Raw genomic sequence first — 19,287 nt, 5'->3', positions numbered from 1 at the left:
GTATTAGTAATGCTGTCATTTTTAGTAACATATATTACTTATGTCGTTTTATTTTTTACTCTAAAACCCGTTGAACTTTGCATAAACTTTTGCGAACTTTGCGGTTAAATAAAATAATGTGAATACACAAAAAATTGCCATAACAGCCTTTTCTTCTATTTCTCCTTTAGGAAGCGATAAAGACGAGGTTTGGAATAAATATCTGAACGGAAAACATTGTTTTACTAAACGATTTTTAGATCAACAAGATACTTTTGTTGCAGCTTTAAGTACAAATTCAAAACAATTGATTGCTCAAATACGGGAATCAGATCCTAAATATAAATTTTTAGACAATTCTGTTTTATTTGCATTAGCGGCTTCACGAAAAGCAGTCCAAAATGCTGGTTGGAATTCCGAAGATGTTTTTGGTATAAATATTGGATCTTCAAGAGGAGCTACAGATTTGTTTGAAAAACATTATGCGGAGTATATTGAAACAGGAAAAGCACAGACTTTAGCATCACCTACAACAACTTTAGGAAATATTTCTTCATGGATTGCGCATGATTTGCAAAGTGCAGGACCCGAAATTTCACATTCAATAACTTGTTCTACAGCATTACATTCACTTTTAAACGGTGTTGCATGGTTAAAATCAGGAATGGCTGATAAGTTTTTGGTAGGAGGCAGCGAAGCGCCTTTAACAGATTTTACTATCGGACAAATGCGTGCGTTAAAAATATATTCACGCATCGATCAAGAAAATGATTCTTGGCCCAACCTTGCTTTTGATTTTGAGAAAACACAAAATACCATGATTTTGGGAGAAGGCGCTGCAGTATGTTGCTTAGAATCTGGTGAAAAAGAAAATGCTATTGCGTACGTTACAGGAGTGGGGTACGCCACTGAAATTTTAGAACATAATATCTCAATTTCTGCCGAGGCTGATTGTTTTCAAAAGTCTATGAAAATGGCTTTAAAAGATACCGATTTAGATAGTGTTGATGTTATTGTAATGCATGCACCTGGAACAATTAAAGGAGATTTGACAGAACTTCGTGCAATTGAAAAAGTTTTTGGTTCAAAACAGCCTTTGTTGACCACTAATAAATGGAAAATCGGGCATACTTTTGGGGCTTCTGGAATATTGAGTGTAGAGCTCGCGCTTTTAATGATGGAACATGATATTTTTATCGAAACTCCTTTTTCAAAAGCAATAACTAAAGACAGATCAATTAAAAAAGTTTTGATTAATGCTGTTGGTTTTGGCGGAAATGCTGTTAGTATTTTAATCGAAAAAGCATAGTTTTAATATCTAAGAACTCTTTGTTTAGAATAACTTAAAGGTTTTCAAGATCTTTTACTTTTTCATAAACCAGATTACTTTCATACCCTCTTCGAAGCATATAGTCACAGAACTTTTTGCGCTTTTTTAATATATTTTTCTCCTGTATACCGTTCCAACATCTTTCAGAAAGAGCTTCAAAAGTTTCAATATATTCTTCTTGCGAAATCTCTTTGAGTGCGAGAGTTATATTTGTGCTGGAAATATTTCGAAACTTCAGTTCATTTGTAATTCTCAGTTTCCCCCAATGTTTAATGCGGTGTTTTCCTCTGGCAAAACTGCAGGCAAAACGAGTTTCATTCAAGAAATTACCTTCAATTAATTGAACCAGAATAAGATCTATTTCGTCAGAAGTCATTTTTAAACTGTAAAGTTTTGATACAACTTCATCATGGCAACGCTCCTGATAAGCACAAAAGTGTTCTAGTTTCTGTAAAGCTTCTTTCGGAGTACAGGTCGAATTCATGTGTTTTTCTTTCTTTTTAACTGTTATTGCTGCAAAAAGTGATTTTCTTGAAAATTTCTATCAAAGCAAAAGCAAATTTAAATAAATCCCCCAGTTTATAAGATTCAAAATTTACTTTTGAGTGTTCATTTTTTATACCTACAGCAAAAAAAATGTTTTTTGGCATTATAAAAAATCACTAAAAGTGGGTATTGTTTTTAAAATCGGAACAGTTTAATTTCGGTTAATTCTTACAATTTTAAATAATCATTTAGTTTTGATAAAAAAACTACTTTACCAGCTGTTTTGGGTTTCTTTTCTCTCCTGTACTTTCATTAATGCGCAGCAAGGAAAATTGGATATCACTTTTAATACATTTGATGATGGTACAAAGGGTGATGGTTTTGACAGTGCCGTTAGAACTTTACTTTTGCAACCCAATAATAATTTAATAGTTGGGGGGGATTTTTCCAGCCTAAACGGAGTTCCATCTCCATCTTTAATACGTTTAAAACCAGATGGAACAATCGATGAAAGTTTTACTGTAGGTTCAGGGTTCAGTGGTAAAGTTTATACCGCTTATTTACAGCTCGATGGGAAAATAATAGTTGGCGGAGGATTTACAAGTTATAATGCAGTAAATTCAGGAAGATTAATTCGGTTGAATGCAGATGGTTCCCGTGATTCAACTTTTGACACTTCTGTGGGAGCCGGCAGTGGTATTATTTATAGTATAGCAGAACAGCCAGATGGGAAAATTATAATCGTAGGAAGCTTTACAAAATACAATAATGTAACTGTAAACCGCATAGCACGAATTCTTCCAAATGGCTCTTTAGATCGAACATTTGCGACAGGAACGGGATCTTCTACAAATATTACTAATGTTAGAATTCTTTCAAATGGAAAAATTTTAATAACAGGAAATTTTATTTCGTTTAATGGCACATTAAGCAATAGGATTATTCGTTTGAATTCTGACGGAAGCGTTGATAATAGTTTTAATATTGGTTCTGGATTTAATGATGATGTAAATGCCATTGCGGTTCAACGAGACGGAAAAATTCTTCTAGGTGGTAATTTTACAGTTTATAACGAAAATACCGCAAATAGAATTATTCGTATTTATGAAGATGGATCATTAGATCAAAGTTTTCAAAGATTAGGTTTTAATAATGGTTCAGTACAAATAATCAAAGAAGATCTTTTAGGAAATATAATGGTTGGAGGATCTTTTTCCAGCAGATATGGAAGTGATGATGTAAATAGAACAGTACTTTTAAACACCGACGGAACTATAAAATCTGACTTTGATTTGGGCGCAGGTCCTGGATCAGCTTCTGTTTTTGCATTAGCAGAAGATCAAGAAGGATCATGGTTTATTGGCGGTTCATTTGCTGTTTTTGATGGGCAAAATCAAGGAGGTTTGGCTAAAACAGATTCTAATGGAGAGCAAGATACAGGTTATTTGTCAGCAGCAGTTGGCTTTGATAATTCGGTGTTAAAGATTTTACCATTGGCAAATTTAAAAACAATGGTTTTTGGTAATTTCAGCAAATTCAATAATTTATTAGTTAATCGAATTGCACGACTTCTAGAAGATGGCTCACTTGATCTGGATTTTAATGCAGGTAAATCAGGAGCCGATAAACTAATAAAAGCAGCTGTGCTTCAAGAAGGAGAGAAAATTGTTTTTGGAGGAAATTTTACCAAGTACAATGATGCAGCTTCTAATAGAATTGCTAGAATATTACCAAACGGCACTTTAGATAATACTTTCAATATTGGTTCTGGATTTAATGGTCAAGTTTATGCTTTAGCAGTACAGTCAGACAATAAAATTATTGCTGCTGGTAACTTCACTCGGTTCAATAACGATTTATCTGCTGCTAGAATAGTAAGATTACTGCCAGATGGATCACGAGATGTTACTTTTAATGTTGGTACTGGTGCAGATGCTATTATCGAAGATGTTTTGATTCAACCAGATGGAAAAATATTGGCTGCAGGCAGATTTACCACTTTTAACGGACAGTCCTATCCTCATTTAGTTCGCTTAAATGAAGACGGAAGTATCGATTTAAGTTTTAATATAGGTGCTGGTTTTGATAAACACATCTATACACTTGCAATGCAATCAGACGGAAAAATAATCGCTGGAGGTACATTTTTGACATTTAAAGAGTCATCACAAAAAAGAATCACCCGTTTAAATCCCAATGGAAGTCTGGACGATAGCTTTTCTGCGGGAACAGGCTTTAGTAACGGCGACGTGCGATGTATTTTGGTACAGCCAGATGATAAACTTTTAATTGGAGGCGCCTTTTCAGGAACTTATAAAAACAGTAAGGCGCTGCGATTAATAAGGCTTTTGAAAACAGGCGATTTTGATAACTCATTTGATGCGAGGCTCAATAAAAATCTTTTAACTTTAAATTTCACCAGCGATTATAGACTTTTAATAGGTGGTGATTTTAATTCGGTCAACGGAGTTTCTAAACATCGAGCAGCACGATTAAAACTTTGTGTAGATACTACAATTTGGGATGGCGTTTCTTGGACAAAAGGTTATCCGTCCAGTGGAAAAGAAGTTTTTTTTAAAGAAAGTTATCCAAATCTAATTTCCGCAAATATTTGCAGCTGTACAATTGAATCAGCCAAAACAGTTACACTTTTAAGCGGAAATACTTTAGGTATAGAATTTTCTTATTCAGGTTTAGGAACATTAGTTTTAGAAGATACGGCTAGTTTATATCAATCAGACGATAGTGTTGTAAATACTGGGATTATTAATCTTTTTCGAAAAACAAAACCAATTTTAAGATACGATTATACGTTTTGGTCTTCGCCTGTCGATAATCAAAAGTTAATAGATGTGTCACCCAATACCTTGTTTGATAAATATTTGTCATTTGATACCGCCGCAGGCTGGAAAGAAGAATCACGATTAAATAATATGATGTTAGGTAAAGGATATGCAATAAGAGGACCACAGGAATTTTCAATAACATCAAGAGCAGTTTATGAAGCAGTTTTTAAAGGAATCCCAAATAATGGAAAAGTAGAAATAGAATTGGGAGAAACAGATAGTTTTAGTTTAGTTGGAAATCCCTATCCATCGGCAATAGATGCGACGGCTTTTTTGAAAAAAAACAATCTTAAAACAAAAGGCGCGCTTTATTTTTGGACGCATCACACACCAGTAACTAATTTTGAATACAATTCAGATGACTATGCAGCCTATAATCTGGTTGGCGGAGTTGGTACTGAAGCATCATCTTATGGGGTAAATGAAACGATTCCTGACGGAAAAATAGCTTCAGGGCAATCCTTTTTTGTTACAAGTAATGCTTCAGGTACGATCGAATTTAATGACAGTATGCGGATACTAGGAAATAATAATGCTTTTTTTAAACCTTCTAAAGCAGGAAATTTTCCGAGCAGTAATAAAATAGAGAAACATCGATTGTGGTTGAATTTTGAAAATTCAAAAGGAGCCTATAAACAAATTTTAATTGGATATATGGATGAAGCCACCAACGCTTACGATTTAAACTACGATGCAGAATCATTAGATGGAAATCAATTTGTTGATTTTTATAGTTTAATTGACGATAAAAAACTTGTAATTCAAGGGCGTGCTTTGCCTTTTTCAGAATCAGATTTTGTGGCTTTGGGATATAGTTCAACAATTGCCGGCGAATTTTCAATTGCAATTGATCATGCAGATGGCGATCTGAGTACACAAACTGTTTATTTAGATGACAAAACCGAAAATATTGTGCATAATCTTCTAGAAAGCAACTATAAATTTACAACCACAGCTGGAACTTTTTTAAATCGTTTTGTAATTCGGTATAATATTGAAACATTAGGAGCGGATCAATTTAAGAATCAAGAAAGTTTACTTTGCGTTTCGGTTAAAGGAAAAAATATAATATTAAATTCGACAAAAGATGTTATGAAAGAAGTATCAATTTTTGATGTTTCAGGAAAAATGTTATTCAATAACAAAACAATTAATAATACAGAATACCAGATTGTAAACTTCAAATCCAGTGATCAGATATTGTTGATTAATGTAGTTTTTGACAGCGGAAAATCAGCAGCTCAAAAGATTGTTTTTCATTGATTTTTATCAGAAAGTCTTTTGCAGTTTTTCATGAGTATTTTGAATTGCTTTTTCATTCTTATAATCAATCCATTTTTGTCCTTTTACCTTTCGCATCATAATATCAAAGTAGCGCATAATGAAAACATTATAAGCCGCTTTTGATAAATTGGTTATGTTTTTAGGAAAAGAGCGCAGACTCATAGAAAATCCCGGAGTTAAATATTTCATATAATGCCAATACCCCTCTGGCATATACAGCATTTCGCCATGTTTTAAGTTAGTAATGTAGCCTTTTGCATTTTTAAGAGCAGGAAATTTTTCGTAATCAGGATCATCAAAATTTATATCCTCTCTGGAAATTAAAGCGTGAGGTACTTTATACATATATTTCGATTGGTCAGGAGCAAAAAGCATACATTGTTTTTCTCCATTAAAATGAAAATGAAGAATATTCGAATAGTCAATGTCAAAATGCATGAACACCTTAGAGTTTTCTCCTCCAAAAAACAGCATAGGCATTTGCTTTACAAGTTTTAAACCAATATCAGGCCACAAAAAATCTTGATTTAGTGCAGGAACTTCTTTCATTAAATTATAAAGAAAGATACGATAATTTGTTGGTTTTTGTTCCAGAAGATTTATATAATCGCTCATTTTCATTTTAGTGTGAGCTTCATTAAAACCGTCTTCATGATTAACGGGTCTATTATCGTACAAAGGCACAATTAAATCTCCTGCGACTTTCTTTATATAAGAAAGCTTCCAATTTTTATAGGCTGGCCAATCTTCGGTCAGTTCCTCAACAACTACTGGGATTTGTTTTTTTACATATTGGGAAATAAAATCGGCCTTAGAGATTTTTTTTACCCTTTCGATTTGTTTTAACTCCATCTTCTAAATAAAAAAATTGCTTATAACACACAAGTTATAAGCAATTTAGAAATATTTATCGAGATTTTGAGCTCTGTTAATTAAATTTTTGATTTAATTGAAGCTTCAATGTTTTTTTCGATAGTATGTCCAGGTCTTGACCATTTAGGTTTTTCACCCAATGAAGTAAATTGAGAATCGGCCGCTTCAACAGTTTTAGGCTGCATTACCTTGATAAAAGGTTTTTGAGGCACCATTCCTAATGTTTCGAACATCTTCATATCTTCGTTTACATCTGGATTTGGTGTAGTCAGTAATTTGTCACCTGCAAAAATTGAGTTTGCTCCAGCAAAAAAGCACATCGCCTGCCCTTCACGAGTCATATTAGTTCTTCCAGCAGACAAGCGAACCTGAGTTTCCGGCATTACAATTCTAGTTGTAGCTACCATACGAATCATTTCCCAAATTTCAACCGGTTTTTCTTCTTCCATTGGAGTTCCCTCAACAGCAACCAAAGCATTAATTGGCACAGATTCTGGCTGCGGGTTTAATGTAGAAAGAGCAACAAGCATTCCGGCTCTGTCATCGATACTTTCTCCCATACCAATAATTCCGCCGCTGCAAACCGTAACATTTGTTTTACGAACATTCTCGATAGTCTGTAAACGATCTTCAAAACCACGTGTCGAAATCACGTCTTTATAATATTCTTCAGAAGTATCTAAATTGTGATTATAAGCATATAAACCTGCTTCAGCCAAACGCTGCGCTTGATTTTCAGTAATCATTCCTAGAGTACAGCAAACTTCCATATCTAGTTTATTAATGGTACGAACCATTTCTAAAACTTGATCAAACTCTTCGCCGTCTTTTACATTTCGCCAAGCCGCTCCCATGCAAACGCGCGAAGATCCGCTTGATTTTGCACGCAAAGCTTGCGCCTTTACCTGACTTACACTCATTAAATCATTTCCTTCAACACCAGTATTATAACGTGCAGCTTGTGGGCAATAGCCGCAATCTTCAGGACAGCCGCCCGTTTTGATCGAAAGTAAGGTGGATACCTGAACTACATTCGGATCATGTTGTTGTCTATGAATTGTCGCTGCTTCATAAAGCAAATCCATTAAAGGTTTATTGTAGATTGCGATTATTTCGTCTTTGGTCCAGTTGTGTTTTGTAATGCTCATCGAATACATTGTTTTTGAAGCTTCAAAAGTAATTAAATTGTCCTAATCGACAATAATGAATGCTGGAAATGAATGTTTGCGGGGTATTAAAAAAAAAGAAACACTCTAAAATCATCATAGTAAGGCTTTTATGATTTTAGAGTGTTTTTGAATGATTGTTTTTATTCTGATAAATTAATCAGCAACATATTTATTATTCCAATATAACATCATCAATAAAGTAACAATTACAGATGAAGCAAGCCCTTCAAAAAGAAGGCAGATGCAATAAGTAGGAACAGAAGGATTTCCTCCAAACATGAAAGTTTTTGAGAGTGTACTCACATAAGCATCACCGCCGCGTGCGTAACTATATACTAATAATCCAAAAACGCTCAATGCAACACCAACCACTGAAGTTGCCATTGCCGAAACAGCATTAGATACAAAATTCGTTTCTCCCTCGTGAAGATTCATTTGCATAGTTCTGTTTACGCCCCAGAATATAAAAAAAACATTTAAAACGCGCAGGTAAAACAAATCAGCTAAACCCAATACATTCATCAATAAAAAGTAAATGCCAATTCCGAGGAATATCAAAAAACCGTTGGTTATTTCTTTAGGTAGTTTCATAGTGGTTATTTTTAAAGAAGTTAATAGTAAAGTTTTGATAAACAGAGTTGTATATCAAATTTACTAAAAAAATAACTACGATGGTTTAAAATTAAAGAAAAGTATATCTTAAGATTTGCTTACAATTGATTTATAAATGCCAGTGCATTTATTCGATCTTGATTTAACTGTTCTTTTAGTAAATCTATCGATCCAAACTTTTGTTCTTCACGTAGGAAATGCAATAATGAAACTTCGATTTCTTTGTCATAAATATCAGCATCGAAATCAAAAAGATTTACCTCGATAGTTTGTTTCTGACCATTTACAGTTGGATTAAAACCAATATTCATCATTCCAAAAATTTCCTTTTGATCGATAAGAGCTTTAACGGCATAAACGCCTGTTTTTGGGATCAATTTATAATCCTCTTCAATCTCTATATTAGCCGTTGGAAAACCAATTGTTCTTCCAAGCTGCTTTCCTTTTACAATTTTACCGCTCAAAAAATAGTCATAACCTAGATATTCATTGGCTAAATCCATTTTTCCTTCGGTAAGAGCTTTTCTAATTTTAGTAGAACTTACAGAGACATCTTGAATTTCTTGTGCTGAAATTTGTTCAACTTCAAAACCATATTCAGCGCCATAAGCAATTAAATTATCAATATTGGCAGTTCGATTTCTTCCAAAACGATGATCGTGACCAATAATTATTTTTTGAATTTGAAATTGATCTACCAAAATCGAATGCACAAATTCTTCAGCAGTTAATCTCGAAAAACTTTCGTCGAAAGGATGAATGATTAAATTTTCGATTCCCGTCGCTTCCAGAAGTTTTGTTTTTTCAGCAATTGTGTTTAAAAGTTTTATTTCTGATTTTTCCTGTAAAACCATTCTTGGATGCGGAAAAAAGGTAAGCACCAAACTTTCGTATTTGCCATTTTCGGTATTTTGAGTAATTCGTTCCAGAATTTTTTTATGACCAATATGCACACCATCAAAAGTACCAAGAGTTAAAATTGTTTTCTTGGTCGAATGAAAATCGTTTATAGAATGAAAGAGCTTCAAAACAAATAATTTAAGATGCTGCAAATTTATACTATCTATTTTAAATTTTAAGCTTAGACGAATTGATTTTTTTAAGAAGATTAAGTTTCCCCTGACGACAAAAAAGTGAGACTTGTCGATTAAAAAATATTAAATGTCGTCAAAAAGTAAGAATTTGATTTAATTCCTTTAATTTTGATATAGTAAAGAACAACTTGCCATGAAAAAAACACTACTCTTTTTATTCTTACTTTTTTGTTGGTCAGGAGTACAAGCTCAAAGTGATGACTTGTGGCAAAAAGTGAATACTGCTTCAGTTTTTAGTAAAAAGACAGTTTTTTTAGATTCAGGCAAACAGTATTACAAATTGAATGCTGGTTTTTTAACCTCAAAATTGGCAAAAACTACCGAAAAATCGGCAGTAAGTAATACAGCAGAAATTACAATTCCAAATCCAAACGGAGTTTTAGAGCGGTTTCAAGTTTGGGAATCTTCCAATTTTGAACCTGAATTACAAGCCAAGTACCCAGAAATTAGAGCTTATCAAGGAAGAGGATTAGATGATAAATCGGCTAGAATACATTTCAGTGTTTCTGAAAGCGGAATACAATCAATGGTTTTAAGAGTAGATAAAGCTACCGAGTTTATAGAAGAAAATCCAGAGAATAAAACAGAATACGTTTTATTTACGGCTAAAGATAAAACTTCAAAAGTTAAGTTAGATTGTAAAACATCAGATGAACTTACAGTCAATTCTATTTTTGGTAAAACTGCAAAAACAGCAGCAAACACAAAAGTTTTAAAAACCCTGCGTTTAGCATTGTCTTGTACGGGAGAATATGCCGCTTATTTTGGCGGTACAAAGGCGAAAGCTTTAGAAGGAATGAATGCAACGATGACCAGAGTTAATGGGATTTTGAATAAAGATCTTGCTGTGAAACTGGTTTTAATTGCAAATAACGATGCCGTAATTTATACTGATGCATCGACAGATCCCTATTCTGTTGCATCAACAGGAGTTAAAGGAGCTTGGAATAAAGAAGTGCAAACTACTTTAACTAGTGTTATAGGTAACAATAATTACGATATAGGACATTTGTTCGGCGCTTCTGGCGGAGGCGGAAATGCGGGTTGTATAGGCTGTGTTTGCGCAAATCCAACTTCTAGTGATTCTTTGGCAAAAGGAAGTGCTTATACATCTCCAAGTGACGGGAAACCTCAAGGAGATACTTTTGATGTTGATTTTGTTGTACATGAATTTGGTCATCAATTAGGAGCAAGTCATACTTTTTCATACGATTCTACCGAAAGAACAAATGTAAATGTTGAACCAGGAAGCGGTTCTACAATAATGGGATATGCAGGAGTAAGCGGGGATTATGATATACAAGATAATTCAGATGATTATTTTGCCTATGTAAGTATTTTACAAATTCAAAATAGTCTTGCAGGGAAAAGCTGTCCTGTCAATACAAGTTTGACTAACAATCCGCCGGTAATTGATGCCGGTTTAGATTATACCATTCCAATAAGTACTGCATTTGTTTTAAAAGGCAGTGGTACAGATCCCGATGGCGATACCGTTACTTTCAATTGGGAAGAAAATGATAACGCAATAACAACTTCAGGATCAACAAGTATCGCTTATCCAACAAAACCAGATGGGCCTTTGTTTCGATCAGTAATTCCTAATAGTTCTCCAATTCGATATATGCCAAGGTTGAGTTATGTTTTAGACAATAAACTAACTACAACTTGGGAATCAGTTTCTTCTATCCCGAGAACATTAAACTTTACTTTAACAGGCAGAGATAATTCAACTTTAGATTCAGGACAAACCAATACAGATGCTATGGTAGTAAATGTCGTTTCTACTGCGGGACCATTTACGATTTCTTCACATAATGGTACTGACGTAAGCTGGTGGCAGGGTTTAAGTGAAACGGTAACTTGGAATGTTAATAATACAAATACGCTTCAGGGATCATCGCAGGTAAATATTAAATTGTCTACAGATGGTGGTTTAACTTTTCCAATAATACTTGTGGCGAATACTCCAAATGATGGTTCAGAAACGATTATACTTCCCACAAGTGTTGCTTCATCAACTAATTGCCGATTATTGATTGAGCCAACGGCTAATATTTATTATGCGGTAAACAGCAAACCTTTTGCGGTTGGCTACACTCCATCAACTACTTGCGCTTCTTATAGTTTTGGAAGTTCGTTTAGTATTCCGGGAGGGACTACATTTACAACAAAAACCGTTAGTGTTCCTGCTGCCACAGGTGCAGTATCAGATGTAAATGTTTCAGTAAATGTAACACACGAAAGAATGTCAGATCTTGAAATTCAAATCGTAAGTCCAAAGGGAACTGTGGCTCGTTTGTTTAATAGATCGTGCCCAAGTTTGAATTCAACTTTAATTTTCCGATTTGATGATTCCGGTGCTGTTTTAGATTGCAGTAAAACAACAGAACAAATCGTTATTCCTGTAGATCAATTAAGTGTTTTTAATGGAGAAAATCCAGAAGGAAACTGGACATTTGGAGTTCGTGATGCCGTTTCGGGAATGTCTGGAACCATTAATTCAGCTTCGGTAAATATTTGTACACAGAGTTTTACTTTAGGACGTGATGATTTCGAAAATATTGATTTTGCCCTTTATCCAAATCCAAATAAAGGCAGCTTTTCGGTTCAGTTTCAAAGTGAGTCAGCAGCAGGATGTAAAGTATTTGTTCATGATATTTTAGGAAAAAAAGTTTACGAAAATACTTTTGAAAGTTCTGGAACTTTCAATCAAAATATTCACTTGCCAAACGCTGCAGCTGGAATTTATCTCGTTACCGTAATTGATGGAGAAAGAAGAACCGTTAAAAAAATAATCGTCAATTAAAGTATTTGGAATTTCTCTTTTAAGAATTTGCCATTGCCATACATGCAATGCTGATTTTTGCTCCTTGAATTTTTAATAAAGCACGAGAACAAGCCTCCAGAGTTGCTCCAGTTGTGAGCACATCATCAACAATTAAAAAATGCTTATTGTGATTTTCTTCTTTTAAAATCACATCAAATATATTTTCGATATTTTCGGATCGCCCTAAAAGATTCTTTTTTGACTGTGTTTTTGAATATTTAGTTCGATACAAAATAGAATCGTCATATGGTATTTCTAAACCTTCAGCAAGTGCTTTTCCGAAAGAAGCAACTTGATTATAGCCGCGCTCTTTAAATTTCTTTGGATGCAGCGGAACAGGAATAATTATATCAAAAGGCTTGTTTAATTGGAGTTCTTTTAAATCTTCAACATACCATTTTCCTAACACTACTCCAATTTCTTCATGGCCTTTGTATTTTAAATTGTGAATGAGTTCCTGAACGATTCCTTTTTTGTTGAAGTACACAAATGCCGAAGCATGTTCAATTTCAATCTTACCGTAAAATTTCTTTACGGCTTCATTATTTGGATCTAGGTAATACTGAGTTAGAGGTATTTCATGACGACAACGAGTACATAAAACGGTTTCGTTAGTCATTAAAACAGAGCGGCATCCCGAGCAAACTTTAGGGAAAAAGAGGTCGATTATGAATTTAAACACAAATAGAAAGAATTTAGTTACAAAAATAAGGAAATTTGAACTTCAATCTTTTTAATTTTCTTTTTTTTATAAGTACTTTTTATATTTTTGCATTACTATGGCAAAACAAGACGATTTATTTAAGAATGTGGTTTCGCACGCAAAAGAGTACGGATTTATATTTCCGTCAAGCGAAGTATACGATGGATTGAGTGCAGTGTATGATTATGCACAAAATGGTGTCGAATTAAAAAAGAATATCCGTGAATATTGGTGGAAATCAATGGTTCAAATGAATGAAAATATTGTTGGTTTAGATGCAGCAATATTAATGCACCCAACTACCTGGAAAGCTTCAGGTCACGTTGATGCTTTCAATGATCCATTAATTGATAATAAAGATTCTAAAAAAAGATATAGAGCCGATGTTTTAGTTGAAGATTTTGCTGAAAAGATTAATCTGAAAGCTAAAAAAGAAATCGAAAAAGCTAAAGCTCGTTTTGGAGATGCTTTCAATGAAGAAGAATTTGTAACTACAAATGCTCGAGTAATTGAATATTTGGCTAAAGAAAGAGAAATTAGAGAGCGTTTAGGACGTTCTTTAGGAAATGGTGATCTTGAAGATGTAAAAGCTTTAATCGAAGAACTTGAAATTGCTGATCCTGAAACAGGTTCTAGAAACTGGACAGATGTAAAGCAGTTTAACTTAATGTTTGGAACTAAACTTGGAGCTTCTGCAGAGTCTGCAATGGACTTGTATTTACGTCCAGAAACCGCACAAGGTATTTTTGTAAACTTTTTAAATGTTCAGAAATCGGGTCGTATGAAAGTTCCTTTTGGAATTGCACAAACCGGAAAAGCATTTAGAAACGAAATCGTTGCAAGACAGTTTATTTTCCGTATGCGTGAATTCGAACAAATGGAAATGCAATTTTTTGTGCGTCCAGGAGAAGAAATGCAATGGTACGAACATTGGAAACAAACACGTTTAAACTGGCATTTATCTTTAGGTTTAGGAAAAGATAATTACCGTTTTCACGATCATGAGAAATTAGCACATTACGCAAATGCTGCTGCAGATATTGAATTTAACTTTCCGTTCGGATTTAAAGAGTTAGAAGGAATTCACTCTCGTACCGATTTTGACTTAAAAGCACACGAACAATATTCTGGTAGAAAACTGCAGTATTTTGATCCGGAATTGAATGAAAACTATGTGCCATATGTAGTAGAAACTTCAGTTGGTTTAGATCGTATGTTCTTGGCTGTATTTGCAACATCATTACAAGAAGAAACATTAGAAGACGGTTCGTCAAGAACAGTTTTAAAATTACCGGCAGTTTTAGCGCCAACAAAAGCAGCAGTTTTACCATTGGTTAAAAAAGATGGTTTACCAGAAATTTCAAAAAAGATTATAGAAGATCTAAAATGGGATTTCAATGTTTCTTATGATGAAAAAGATGCTGTAGGACGCCGTTATAGAAGACAAGATGCACTTGGTACTCCATTCTGTATTACTGTAGATCATCAAACTATTGAAGATGAAACGGTAACAATTCGTCATAGAGATACAATGAAACAAGATCGTGTGAAAATCTCTGAATTAAGAGGTATTATTGAAAACGAAGTTTCAATGAAAAATTGGTTGATGAAGATGTAATCTTTGGATGCTGAACAATATAAATCCCAAATTCCTTAGCAGGAGTTTGGGATTTTTTTAATTTTAAATGATGCAATTCATCGGATATTTTTGCATTTCATCAGTATGTGTTAACATTTTGAAGTAATGTATTAACAATGAAATGCTTAAAATATTGAAATTCGTATTTTTAAATGCGGATAAAATGAAAAATAATAATTTTTTCTTAAAGTATTTATGAAACTGTTTTCTAATCTCAAATAGAAAGCGCTGGAAGGGATTAATGAAAAAGCAATATAAACTATCTTGAATAAGTATTCGTATATAATTATTGATGATGATGCTGAGAGTATTTCAAAAACCAAAACAATTGCTGAAGGTTTTTCGGAGTTGTCTTTTGCGGCTTCAGCTTCTAATTATCAAGATGGCTTAAATTTGGTTTTAGAACATAAGCCGTCTATTGTTTTTTTGGAAATTGAACCCCAGGATAGTTCAAGTAATTTATCGCTTTCTTTTATTAATGAATTGCACAGGTTTTTAGATACAATTCCTCACATTGTTGTTACCACATTAAAAACAGAACAAGCTTTTAATGCGATTAAATTTGGTGTGTTTGATTATTTAATAAAACCAATAATACCCGTGGAGTTGTTGAAAACAGTTTTGAAACTGAACAAAATAGCTGAAGATCTAAATTTAAAAGTTTTTAAAGAAGAAGTTTCTAAGTTAATTACCTCAGATACAAAAACTGGTCAAATATTTGATAAACCACTTATAATCTGTATTAAATCCTATGGAGATCATCGTTATATAAATGCCGATGATATTGCATATTTTCAAGCCGATAATAATTCAACAGATATTTATTTAAATTCTGGTGAAATGATAACAGCTTTTAAGACATTAAAGCATTTCGAGAACGTTTTAGTGTATCCGTTTATTCGAATTCACAATAGTTATATTATAAATCGAAATTACATTGCAAGAATTCATAGCGGACACTCAGTGTGTTACATAAAAAACTCATTGAAAAAGATCCCTTTTTCAAAAACTTATAAATCAAATGTCGACTTAATTATTGCCGATTTTACTGCCGGAAATTATTTAGAAGTCTAACAATTAAGCGATTACATTGATTTGACGCTCATTGACTATCAATTGGGCATGATCTACCATAAACCTGTTTTTTCGTATAAATTTTTTTTGATTACGGTGTTAGTTTTACATCATGATTCACACTAAGTGAACAACTCCAAAAAAAAATCATTTAAAAATATTAATACCTCAAATCATGAAAAAAACAGCTTTAACTTTCGGACTATTTTCTTTAGTAATGGTAGCAACTTCTTTTGCAACACCAAAAACAAATTCAGTACTATTGGCACAAAATCAGACAATAGAGAGAGATGGAGAGACAGATGGAACTGGTGCAACAGGCGGACAGAAGAAAGCTGATTTTCATCAAGTAAGAGAACAATTAATGGATACAGATGGAACTGGTGCTACAGGAGGACAAAAGAAAGCTGATTTTCATCAAGTAAGAAGTAATTCACATCTAAATTTTGCAAGCGTTAATCAATCTATTGGAACAGATAAAAAATTAGATTAATTAAACTTAGAATAATATATAGTAAAGCTGTCAATTTTTTGACAGCTTTTTTTTTGTGTCTATAGTTTTACTATTTTTGGTGAAACTCTAAATCGCAATTGAAAAAAAAACGTAAAATAATATTGCTTTTATTTTTTGTTTTAATGGCATGTACCAAGAAAACAGAATTTGATAAAAATGCAATTCCTACAATAGATAGTTTGTCTACGTATCTATCATTAGCGAATGAAGATAAGCTTCCTTTGAATATTAAGAAGGGTTACAATGAGAAAGCGTTAAATGTAATTCTAAATCAGAAGGATGATTCTCTTAATAAAGTAAATCTTTTTAAAGTTGCCAATCGATATTACAATATAAGTGACTGGAAATCTTATCTTCAAGTAACTAAGTTAATCCTAGAAAGAGCAACTAATTCTAGTGATTCTGTCCATATGGCAAAAGCATACAGCTATTTGGGAGATTATTATGCTTCTCAATCCGTTTCGGATAGTGCTTTCATGCATTACTATAAAGCAGAAAAAATTTATCTGAAGTTGAATGATAATTTTAATCTGTCAAAAACAATTTTAAACAAAGCAAGTCTGCAATATAACGAGGGAGATTTTTTTGAAAGTGAAATAGCGGTTTTTAAAGCTTTAAGCAGTTTAAAAAAACAGCAAAACGTAAATGAATTGTATTATGAAAGTTACAATTTGCTAGGAATATTGTATAATGAAAGAGGTGAATATACGAAAGCTTTAGAGTTTCAAAATAAAGCTCTAAAGATTTTAGATGATAAATCAATCCCAACATTATTTCAATATAAGGCGGCTTCCTTAAATAATATTGGGTTTATATATTTAAATTGGAATAATTACAAACAAGCAAAAGGATTTTTTGAAAAAGGTTTAAATCAGGAAAACCTTTTTAAAGACAGGGTAAGTTTATATGCTATTTTACTTGATAATTTAGGTTATTCTAAATTCAAATTAAAAGAATTAGACAGCTTGCCTGATTTGTTTTATAAATCATTAAAAATTAGAGATAGTTTAGGTCTTACATCGGGAGTGGTTTCTAGTAAAATACATTTGTCTGAATACTTTGCTTTAAAAAAAGATACTTTAAGAGCCGTTCAATTTGCAAAACAAGCGTTAAATTCATCTCGAGGAACAACAAAATTGATTAGTACGCTTGACGCACTTAAACAATTGGCTGTTGTTGATCCTGCCCGAGCTTCGGTTTATTCAAAGGAATATATCAGGTTAAATGATAAAATGCTGAAAGCAGAGCGAAAAATGGGAGAAAAATTCTCTCGTATCGAATATGAAACGAATGAAATAAAAGACCAGAACTCAAACTTGCAAGAAAAAAACAAAACCCTAGTGTATGTTTTTAGTATTTGCACGTTGCTAGGTTTGTTTTTTTATGTTTATAAAACGCAGCAGGCAAGAAATAGAGAACTGCTTTTTAAACAGCAGCAGCAGGTGGCAAATGAAGACATTTATAATCTGATGATTTCGCAGCAAAATGAGATTGAAGCAACTCGAATTCGAGAAAAGAAAAATGTTGCTCAGGAATTGCATGATGGTGTTTTAGGACGTATGTTTGGAATTCGAATTAGTTTGGATAGTTTAGATAAAGTAGACGAAAGCCTTGCGGCGCCGAAACGAAAAAATATTTGGCTGAGTTAAAAAGTATTGAAGAAGATATTCGAGAAATATCGCACGATTTAAATCGAGAGAAATCAGAACTAGTTAATAATTTTGTTTTAATTTTGAATAAACTTATTGAAAATCAAAGAAATACGTACGATTCTAGATTGGTTGCTTTTTTTGATTCTCAAATAAAATGGGAGCTTGTAAACAATACGGTTAAAATTAATTTGTATAGAATTGTTCAAGAAGCACTTCAAAATTGTAATAAGTATGCAGATGCAGAAACCATTAAAGTCGAGTTTAAAAGCGAAATAGATTATCTCATATTGTCAATTATGGATGATGGTGTTGGATTTAATACCAAACGTAAAAAAAAGGGTATAGGTTTGCATAATATAGAATATAGAGCCGCAGAATGCAAGGGTACAGTCGCCATAAAATCTGCCAAAGGAGAAGGAACACTTCTAGTTATTAAAGTTCCGATAGATCAAAAAATTAACCTACATAAAAATGACATCTGATAGTAATGCCCCAATTTCGGAATTAATAAAACCCAATATATTAATTGTCGATGATCATCCTTTTATTATTGAAGGATATAAGAATGCAATAACTCGCTATAACCCCAAAGAATACGAGTTTGTAATTGCGCAGGCTCACGATTGTAAATCAGCTTACGAGTTATTGCAAGATGAGCATACACCTCAGTTTGATATTGCTTTTTTAGATATAAGTATGCCGGCTTATGAAGAAAAAGACCTTTTTTCTGGCGAAGATCTGGCAAAATTGATCATTAAAAAAATGCCGCACTGTAAAATCGTTTTGCTTACGATGTACACAGAATTGCTGAAAATCAAAACCATTATCAGGACAATTAATCCGAATGGATTAGTTATAAAAAATGATTTAACTTTTGATGAATTGCTTTTTGCGTTTGATAAAGTAATGAAATGCGAAAAGTATTATAGTCAATCAGTTGTAAAAATGCTAAATCAATCACCACACAACTCTATAGAAATTGATGAGTTTGATAAGCAGATTTTATTTCACTTTTCGAAAGGAACAGAACTTTCTGAAATGCCCCATTATATTGCTATTTCTTTAAATGAAATTCAAAGACGCAGGATTGCTTTAATGGAACTGCTGAAAGTAAAATCAGGTTCAAATGATGATTTAGTGAAGGAAGCAAAGAGCAAAGGACTCTTCTAAAAATAGGATTTCAAAATAAAAAATTCAATACT

15 protein-coding genes are annotated in these 19,287 nt (G+C 33.1%); 9 read left to right on the top strand and 6 right to left on the bottom strand.

Going from position 1 to position 19,287, the window contains the following annotated elements:
* Nucleotides 1-118 precede the first annotated feature (118 nt).
* Nucleotides 119-1,288: a beta-ketoacyl synthase N-terminal-like domain-containing protein gene (locus BOW57_RS05795; RefSeq protein WP_129053346.1), complete on the top strand. Its 1,170-nt coding sequence runs from the start codon at nucleotides 119-121 to the stop codon at nucleotides 1,286-1,288.
* Between the two features lie 34 nt (nucleotides 1,289-1,322).
* Here BOW57_RS05795 and BOW57_RS05790 read toward each other — a convergent pair whose 3' ends face one another.
* Complete coding sequence (locus tag BOW57_RS05790; RefSeq protein ID WP_089053353.1) at nucleotides 1,323-1,793, bottom strand: regulatory protein RecX; 471 nt, start codon at nucleotides 1,791-1,793, stop codon at nucleotides 1,323-1,325.
* 256 nt (nucleotides 1,794-2,049) lie between these two features.
* Between BOW57_RS05790 and BOW57_RS05785 the strand changes: the two genes are divergently transcribed.
* Nucleotides 2,050-5,904: a T9SS sorting signal type C domain-containing protein gene (locus tag BOW57_RS05785; RefSeq protein WP_241687397.1), complete on the top strand. Its 3,855-nt coding sequence runs from the start codon at nucleotides 2,050-2,052 to the stop codon at nucleotides 5,902-5,904.
* 6 nt (nucleotides 5,905-5,910) lie between these two features.
* Here the strand turns inward: BOW57_RS05785 and BOW57_RS05780 are convergent, their stop codons facing one another.
* The 4 genes from BOW57_RS05780 to BOW57_RS05765 form a co-directional block, all read right to left on the bottom strand.
* Nucleotides 5,911-6,777 (bottom strand): cupin-like domain-containing protein, encoded by an 867-nt coding sequence (locus tag BOW57_RS05780; RefSeq protein WP_089053352.1) that lies wholly within the window; start codon nucleotides 6,775-6,777, stop codon nucleotides 5,911-5,913.
* Nucleotides 6,778-6,857: 80 nt separating this feature from the next.
* Nucleotides 6,858-7,946, bottom strand: coding sequence for a biotin synthase BioB (bioB, locus tag BOW57_RS05775; RefSeq protein ID WP_129053345.1), 1,089 nt, complete (start codon nucleotides 7,944-7,946; stop codon nucleotides 6,858-6,860).
* A 174-nt stretch (nucleotides 7,947-8,120) separates the two neighbouring features.
* Nucleotides 8,121-8,558, bottom strand: coding sequence for a hypothetical protein (locus BOW57_RS05770; RefSeq protein WP_089053350.1), 438 nt, complete (start codon nucleotides 8,556-8,558; stop codon nucleotides 8,121-8,123).
* Nucleotides 8,559-8,677: 119 nt separating this feature from the next.
* Nucleotides 8,678-9,607, bottom strand: a complete 930-nt coding sequence (locus BOW57_RS05765; RefSeq protein WP_129053344.1) for a bifunctional riboflavin kinase/FAD synthetase — start codon at nucleotides 9,605-9,607, stop codon at nucleotides 8,678-8,680.
* A 199-nt stretch (nucleotides 9,608-9,806) separates the two neighbouring features.
* Between BOW57_RS05765 and BOW57_RS05760 the strand changes: the two genes are divergently transcribed.
* A complete protein-coding gene (locus BOW57_RS05760) occupies nucleotides 9,807-12,482 on the top strand; it encodes a reprolysin-like metallopeptidase (RefSeq protein ID WP_129053343.1) in 2,676 nt (891 codons plus the stop codon).
* A 19-nt stretch (nucleotides 12,483-12,501) separates the two neighbouring features.
* Here the strand turns inward: BOW57_RS05760 and BOW57_RS05755 are convergent, their stop codons facing one another.
* On the bottom strand, nucleotides 12,502-13,122 hold the full coding sequence (locus BOW57_RS05755; protein ID WP_129053461.1) for a ComF family protein: 621 nt from the start codon (nucleotides 13,120-13,122) through the stop codon (nucleotides 12,502-12,504).
* Between the two features lie 160 nt (nucleotides 13,123-13,282).
* On the opposite strand from BOW57_RS05755, the gene BOW57_RS05750 reads away from it, so the two are divergent.
* The 6 genes from BOW57_RS05750 (at nucleotide 13,283) to BOW57_RS05730 (ending at nucleotide 19,255) form a co-directional block, all read left to right on the top strand.
* A complete protein-coding gene (locus BOW57_RS05750; RefSeq protein WP_129053342.1) occupies nucleotides 13,283-14,824 on the top strand; it encodes a glycine--tRNA ligase in 1,542 nt (513 codons plus the stop codon).
* Nucleotides 14,825-15,109: 285 nt separating this feature from the next.
* Nucleotides 15,110-15,919 carry a LytTR family DNA-binding domain-containing protein gene (locus BOW57_RS05745; protein ID WP_129053341.1) on the top strand — a complete coding sequence of 270 codons (810 nt, stop codon included), beginning with the start codon at nucleotides 15,110-15,112 and terminating at the stop codon, nucleotides 15,917-15,919.
* Between the two features lie 175 nt (nucleotides 15,920-16,094).
* Entirely contained in the window at nucleotides 16,095-16,412 is a 318-nt protein-coding gene (locus BOW57_RS05740; protein ID WP_129023688.1) for a hypothetical protein, read from the top strand.
* Nucleotides 16,413-16,555: 143 nt separating this feature from the next.
* Nucleotides 16,556-18,082 (top strand): tetratricopeptide repeat protein, encoded by a 1,527-nt coding sequence (locus tag BOW57_RS05735; protein WP_241687395.1) that lies wholly within the window; start codon nucleotides 16,556-16,558, stop codon nucleotides 18,080-18,082.
* Nucleotides 18,070-18,567, top strand: a complete 498-nt coding sequence (locus BOW57_RS20845) for a sensor histidine kinase (protein ID WP_241687394.1) — start codon at nucleotides 18,070-18,072, stop codon at nucleotides 18,565-18,567. The genes BOW57_RS05735 and BOW57_RS20845 overlap by 13 nt, the downstream gene beginning before the upstream one ends.
* Nucleotides 18,557-19,255 carry a response regulator transcription factor gene (locus tag BOW57_RS05730; RefSeq protein WP_129053340.1) on the top strand — a complete coding sequence of 233 codons (699 nt, stop codon included), beginning with the start codon at nucleotides 18,557-18,559 and terminating at the stop codon, nucleotides 19,253-19,255. Before BOW57_RS20845 ends, BOW57_RS05730 begins: the two co-directional genes overlap by 11 nt.
* Nucleotides 19,256-19,287: the final 32 nt, after the last annotated feature.

It is taken from the genome of Flavobacterium sp. YO64, from assembly GCF_004119505.1.
GTDB lineage: Bacteria > Bacteroidota > Bacteroidia > Flavobacteriales > Flavobacteriaceae > Flavobacterium > Flavobacterium oncorhynchi.
This window is presented reverse-complemented; position numbering and strand designations above follow the sequence as displayed.